This window comes from Corynebacterium sp. HMSC05C01, from assembly GCF_001807155.1.
Taxonomy (GTDB): Bacteria; Actinomycetota; Actinomycetes; order Mycobacteriales; family Mycobacteriaceae; genus Corynebacterium; species Corynebacterium coyleae.
Genome location: NZ_KV787949.1, coordinates 1 through 5,004 on the forward strand (window position 1 = coordinate 1; position 5,004 = coordinate 5,004).

Here is a 5,004-nt window from a genome sequence, read left to right on the forward strand (position 1 = left end):
TTACCCGTCCACAAAATTTGACACAGGCCACAACTCACTGCACTATGTAGTGTCTGTGACATTTCATTAACACGTAGGTTGCACTGTGTATTGGGCACCCATTTCATCGACACGTTTACTGCGCAATCAAATGCCCTGTCACTTTAATGACATGTGAATTGGGCAGTGAAGTGGTTTGTCATCCTATTGACACCTTTACTGCGCAACAGGATGACAACGACATTCTGCAGGTCTGTGTGCTGGCATGTTTGCTGTGCAGCACATGCGCCGTCGTACACACCGACGCGCTGCGCAATATCTCCGCCACTTAACCGGCCAATTCGCTGCGCAACGTAGTGACACTTGGCCCCGCTTAGCCGAGATTTCTTCGATTTTCGCCGAATCTCAGCGGTTTCATACCGCAGATGACCGACGACGCCGACGGCGCCCTGTACGGCCCGCAGACGGGCGTGCAGAGCGCATGGTGAGCTGCTAAAGCTCCATACCGCCGTCACGATCACGCTGCTGTTGCTGCTGGCGGCGCTTCTCGATACGCTCGCGCGCACGTTGCTGCGCCCCGCCCTTCTTGCCTGAGGTCTGCGACTGCTTGAACAGCGTGTAGCGCTCAAGCAGCTCCGGGCTGCGATGCAGTTCTTGCACCAGGAACTTCTTGTCCAGATGCTCCAACTGCTGTCCTGACTTCACCGCTTCTTCGATGATGATGGCTGCTTCATCTTCGGCGTCCGTGTGCGCGTTGCGGCGGATCTGATCAGCCTCATCGCGGGCATCCGTGCGCGTTACTGCAGCGTCGCGCGTGGCCTCGTCGCGGATGCTTGTGGCCTCATCTCGTGCTTCGCTGCGGATCGTCTCAGCGTCGCGCTCAGCCTGCTTACGGGCCTCGTCGGCTTGGCGTGTGATCGACTCCGCTTCGCTGCGGGCTGCGGCTGTAATCTCGCCCGCCTTGGCCTGTGCAGTCTCTTCGGCTCGTTCGAGCAGCTCGTCTGCTTGCGCTTCGGCAAGGCCCATGGTCTGCTCGGCTTCTTGCTTGGCCTTCTCGCGCGCGTCACTGCGGATCTGCTCGGCTTCTTGCTCTGCCTTCTCACGTGCCTCGTTGAGCACACGCTCGGCAACAGCGCGAGCCTGTTCTTCGGCGTGCTGCAACACACCTTGCGCTTTTTCGTTGGCAGCTTTTGCCTGTTCAAGTTCTTTTGCTGTTTGCTCGCGGTCACGATCAATTGCGTCCATATCGCGCTGCACGGATCGCTTCTTGACTTCCACATCATCCTCGCGCTTGGCGAGGTCGCGCTCCCGGTCTTGTTGTTCTGCGTAGCGTCCGAGGTTCAACGACTCGTCATGCCGCTCGGAGACTTCCAGTTCCACCGGATAGCCCAGCGAGTGCATGTGTTCGCGCAGGCCCCGTTGCGCGTCGATGAACTTCTGGTTACCCGAGATCTGCTTGCCCTTCTTCGGGCCGGATGTGTACCGCACTGAGGTGTCAGTGTTGTACGCGATGCCGGGGCGGCAACGGAGCTTGTCGGGATCTTCGGGCTTCGGTGAGAACGTATCCGCCTGGAACTGGATGTGTGGCGTTGATTCGTCGAAGTTCATATCACCGCCAGCGACTGCGTCGATACCGCCGGGAATGAAGTTCTCGGCGAGCCAACGCATTGACTCTTCGGGGTACATCATTGCTTCTTCGTAGTCGCGGGCTGCATAGCGCGGACGTTTCACTTCGCGCCCGTCCACCTCACTGGTGTAGTAGTCGGGGATCTCCTTGCACATCGACTTCGGCAGATACACGACGAACAGCGACGTCTCGAAACTGTTCTTCTGCACGCGCACTCCGTCCATCCGAGGCGTCTACGGCCGCCACAGGGCCGTACAGCCGCTGCCACAAAGATGAACCAATCGAGTCGCGGCGCTACACATTTGCATCAACAGCTGCCGCTGGATCTGCTGCGAGCGGGCGCTCGCGAAACACACGTCGCTGGCGGTGTCTGTTACATGCGCTTGCGCGCATATGGCCGCCGCGAACGTGATACGTCTGCACCGATAGTGTGCTTGTAGCACGGGCCGATATGGAGTGTGTTACTCAGCCCGTGTCGTTGACCCCCGCAGCAGCATCAACACCGCCTTGCGGCGGATGGCTCGCTGCGGGATGTTCACCACCCTGCAATGACCGCCTAGCGGCGGTGCCAGAGTGCAGGGTGTGGCTGTGCGCACCACGTTAACGATGTCGGTCTTGCCGTTCGGTTCGACGCCGTGGCACGTTCGCAAGCTCACGTTGCACACGGCGTGCGCGATGACGCGGGAAGACGCCGCAAGCGGCGTTTCCACCCGTCATCGGCCCTTACTTTAAGACCGACATACAACGACTGACGCCGTATGTGGTGCGCACAGCGTGGCGACCTGCAGATTTTGTGTAGGCACCATGTGCGCTTCGCGCATCAACGGGCCGTTTCGGGTAAGGGTCGAAGACCGCATAAAGACCCGAAACACGCAGGTCGCAGCCCCCTTCTGTGTCAAAACCCCTATATGTTTGTCGTTATAGGGGTAGAAGGGGGAAAAGGGCATAAGGGGGTGCGACGCCTCCGCTGCGCTCCGGCGCTCGGCATAGCCGAGGCACTGCACCGGGTATTACTACTCGCTGGCGCTCGCATAACCCGGTGCCCGGCGCTGGCGCGCCGCCCCTCATAGCCCCAGACTCAGACCTCGCTCGCTCGGTCTGGCTGGGTCTACCTTTCCCTCCGCTGCGCTCCGGTCAAGGTGCCCAATAGTGCAGCTGGCGCTGCACCTTGTGTGATGACCCATGCTTTACGTCACGACACTGCCGGCAATCCGATATATCTTGTCGATATACAGTCGGATATGCCAGCATCTGTGTGTCGTGTTTGGGTCATCACGAAACGCTCCATCACGGCAAGCGTGCCGTGATGAACATCAACGTTTCTACCGACGCGGCATGATGCGGCATGCGCCGCATACCATCTGCCGTCGCGGTTGCATCTTCAGCAGCACAGCTGCTGAAATCTGCTCTGTCCACGCTGCTGTCTTTGCTGCACCCACGGCCCCGTCTTCGGCATATTTCAAGTCCACACAAGACTATGCCGGCCAGAACCGCGCATAACAGCAGCGCGACATACCGCCAGCCATGTGGCGGATGATCCAGGCGACGGGGCAGACGTGTATATGCCCCGTCGCCGATACCGGCGCAAGCATCGTGACAGTGTCACGTGTAGCGGTGCCGCAGCCACCCGCACACACGCGAAAACCCCGCCCTTGCGAGCGGGGTGTGTGGCGACATCAAACGTGACGGCTGTACGTCGTCACGCCGCGTGGCCGTACACACATGAGGTGATTGCGTGTACGGCTAAAGGGTTAGTCGGGTACAACTTCTAGATGCCGCTTCGGCTTACTGCCCTCGGTGCTCTCAGGCGTGTCGCCGTCACCGTTCTCAGGTGTATCGCTGTCCCCTTCGGTGCTGGCGGACTTGTCACCGTCGAGATTCACCTCGAACTCTTCGGCATACTTGCGCAACTGCGCAAGGCGCTCCTTTGTCGCTTTGTGTGCACGGCGCGCCTCGTTCACGGTATCTTTTGCTTGCTGCTCATCGCGCAGCGCTGCTGCGTAATCGTCTCTGAAAGACATGGTTTGTTCTCCTTGGTTGAATGAACTGTTTATTTGGACTCGGGGCACGACGGTGGAGCGCGCGTGTGTAGTAGCACGGCCATCACCCATCAGCCCTCGCACTCAGTTCAAGACCCAGCCTGACTAGCTGAGCTAAGCGGCGGGATCTCGTCGTAGGCGGGTTTGTCCGCATTAGTGCTTCACACCGCCCAGCACCGTGACGAGCTGCTGGCGCTGCTCATCTGTCAGTTGGGGCGCTGCATTCACGACGGCATCGACGAAGCCGTCGAATAGCTGCGGGGCAGGGCGGCGTGCGGCCGCGAGGTAGGCGTCGAGATCGTCTTGGCGAATCCGATAGGCGGTGCCGAAACGGTGGAATGAAAGACGGCCCTCTTTAATAGCTTTTCGCAACGTGGACTCGGAGCCGACGCCGAGATCGGCGAGTTCCTGCAGCGTGTAAAAGCGTGGCGCGACGGCGGTAGTCGTGTCCTTTTCGGACATAGAAAAACGCTCCTGGGCAGATTGATCTGTCCCGGAGCGGGGTGCTTTACCGGCTTGCTATTCAGGCGGCTTGGAGTGCCGTGCTCAACTCGCTAGAACGGTGGTCTGCCGTCCCATCGCTTTACGGGAGCGCTTACTCCCTACCTGACCGCTTTTGTGGTTGGCAATGCCGTTGCCGACCGGTCTATCTCGTCGGAGGAACCGCGCCTATCACGGTCGAGAGGCTGTCTCTTTATGAATTATCCTCGGGGTTATCCCCCGTATGCGGCTGGCTAAACCAAAAACGAATTAAAACGCCACATACGGTCTGGGGGCCATCGTACGGAACTTATGCGTCGCGCACAATAGCCTGCGACCTAATCTTTACGAATCGAACCGAGCACGTTTCTACACGCCACGTGGCACGGCTGGGGTGTTGTGGTGGGGCAGCTGTTGTGTGGCGGCATGGTGACACGCAAGGGGCGCGCCTTTTTGTGACCTGTGACACGTCTATAGTGTGCTCGTTTCGTAGTTTTGACCTCGTTTCGTAATTTGCCGATCAAAATACGAAAAAATTACGAAACGCTCTACCTGCGGTTTCGTAGAACTACGAAAATCGGAAAACCAAATTACGAAACACGCGATAACGCTGTGACCTGCATAGACACGTCACATTTCGGGGATGTTTCGTAATTTTGCGGCATTTCGACCCAAACCTTTTAAGGGAGAGACGCAGACACACATTACGGGCACATGTCTACGACATAGACCGTCCTCATTGAGGGCACGCTGCAGGGGTTGTAGCTATGTGACACGGCCGGGATGCTGCGTCACGGTGACACGCAAGGGGCGCGCCTTTTTATGACCTGAGACACGTCTGTAGCGCGCTCGTTTCGTAGTTTTGACCTCGTTTCGTAA

Annotated in this window: 3 protein-coding genes; all 3 read right to left on the reverse strand. The window is 58.6% G+C overall.

Annotated elements, in window-relative coordinates; translation table 11 throughout:
* Positions 1 to 471: 471 nt before the first annotated feature.
* Positions 472 to 1,815, reverse strand: coding sequence for a coiled-coil domain-containing protein (locus tag HMPREF3145_RS04320; RefSeq protein ID WP_231699088.1), 1,344 nt, complete (start codon positions 1,813 to 1,815; stop codon positions 472 to 474).
* A gap of 1,542 nt (positions 1,816 to 3,357) precedes the next feature.
* The gene (locus HMPREF3145_RS04330; RefSeq protein ID WP_049181627.1) at positions 3,358 to 3,627 is read right to left on the reverse strand and encodes a hypothetical protein; all 270 of its coding nucleotides are present in this window, start codon (positions 3,625 to 3,627) and stop codon (positions 3,358 to 3,360) included.
* Between the two features lie 171 nt (positions 3,628 to 3,798).
* The gene (locus tag HMPREF3145_RS04335) at positions 3,799 to 4,107 is read right to left on the reverse strand and encodes a helix-turn-helix domain-containing protein (RefSeq protein WP_024058948.1); all 309 of its coding nucleotides are present in this window, start codon (positions 4,105 to 4,107) and stop codon (positions 3,799 to 3,801) included.
* Between the last annotated feature and the right edge of the window lie 897 nt (positions 4,108 to 5,004).

Excerpts from the sequence above, each read along its gene's own strand:
- HMPREF3145_RS04330 (WP_049181627.1), bottom strand. The coding sequence starts at position 3,627 with ATGTCTTTCAGAGACGATTACGCAGCAGCGCTGCGCGATGAGCAGCAA.
- HMPREF3145_RS04335 (WP_024058948.1), bottom strand. The coding sequence starts at position 4,107 with ATGTCCGAAAAGGACACGACTACCGCCGTCGCGCCACGCTTTTACACG.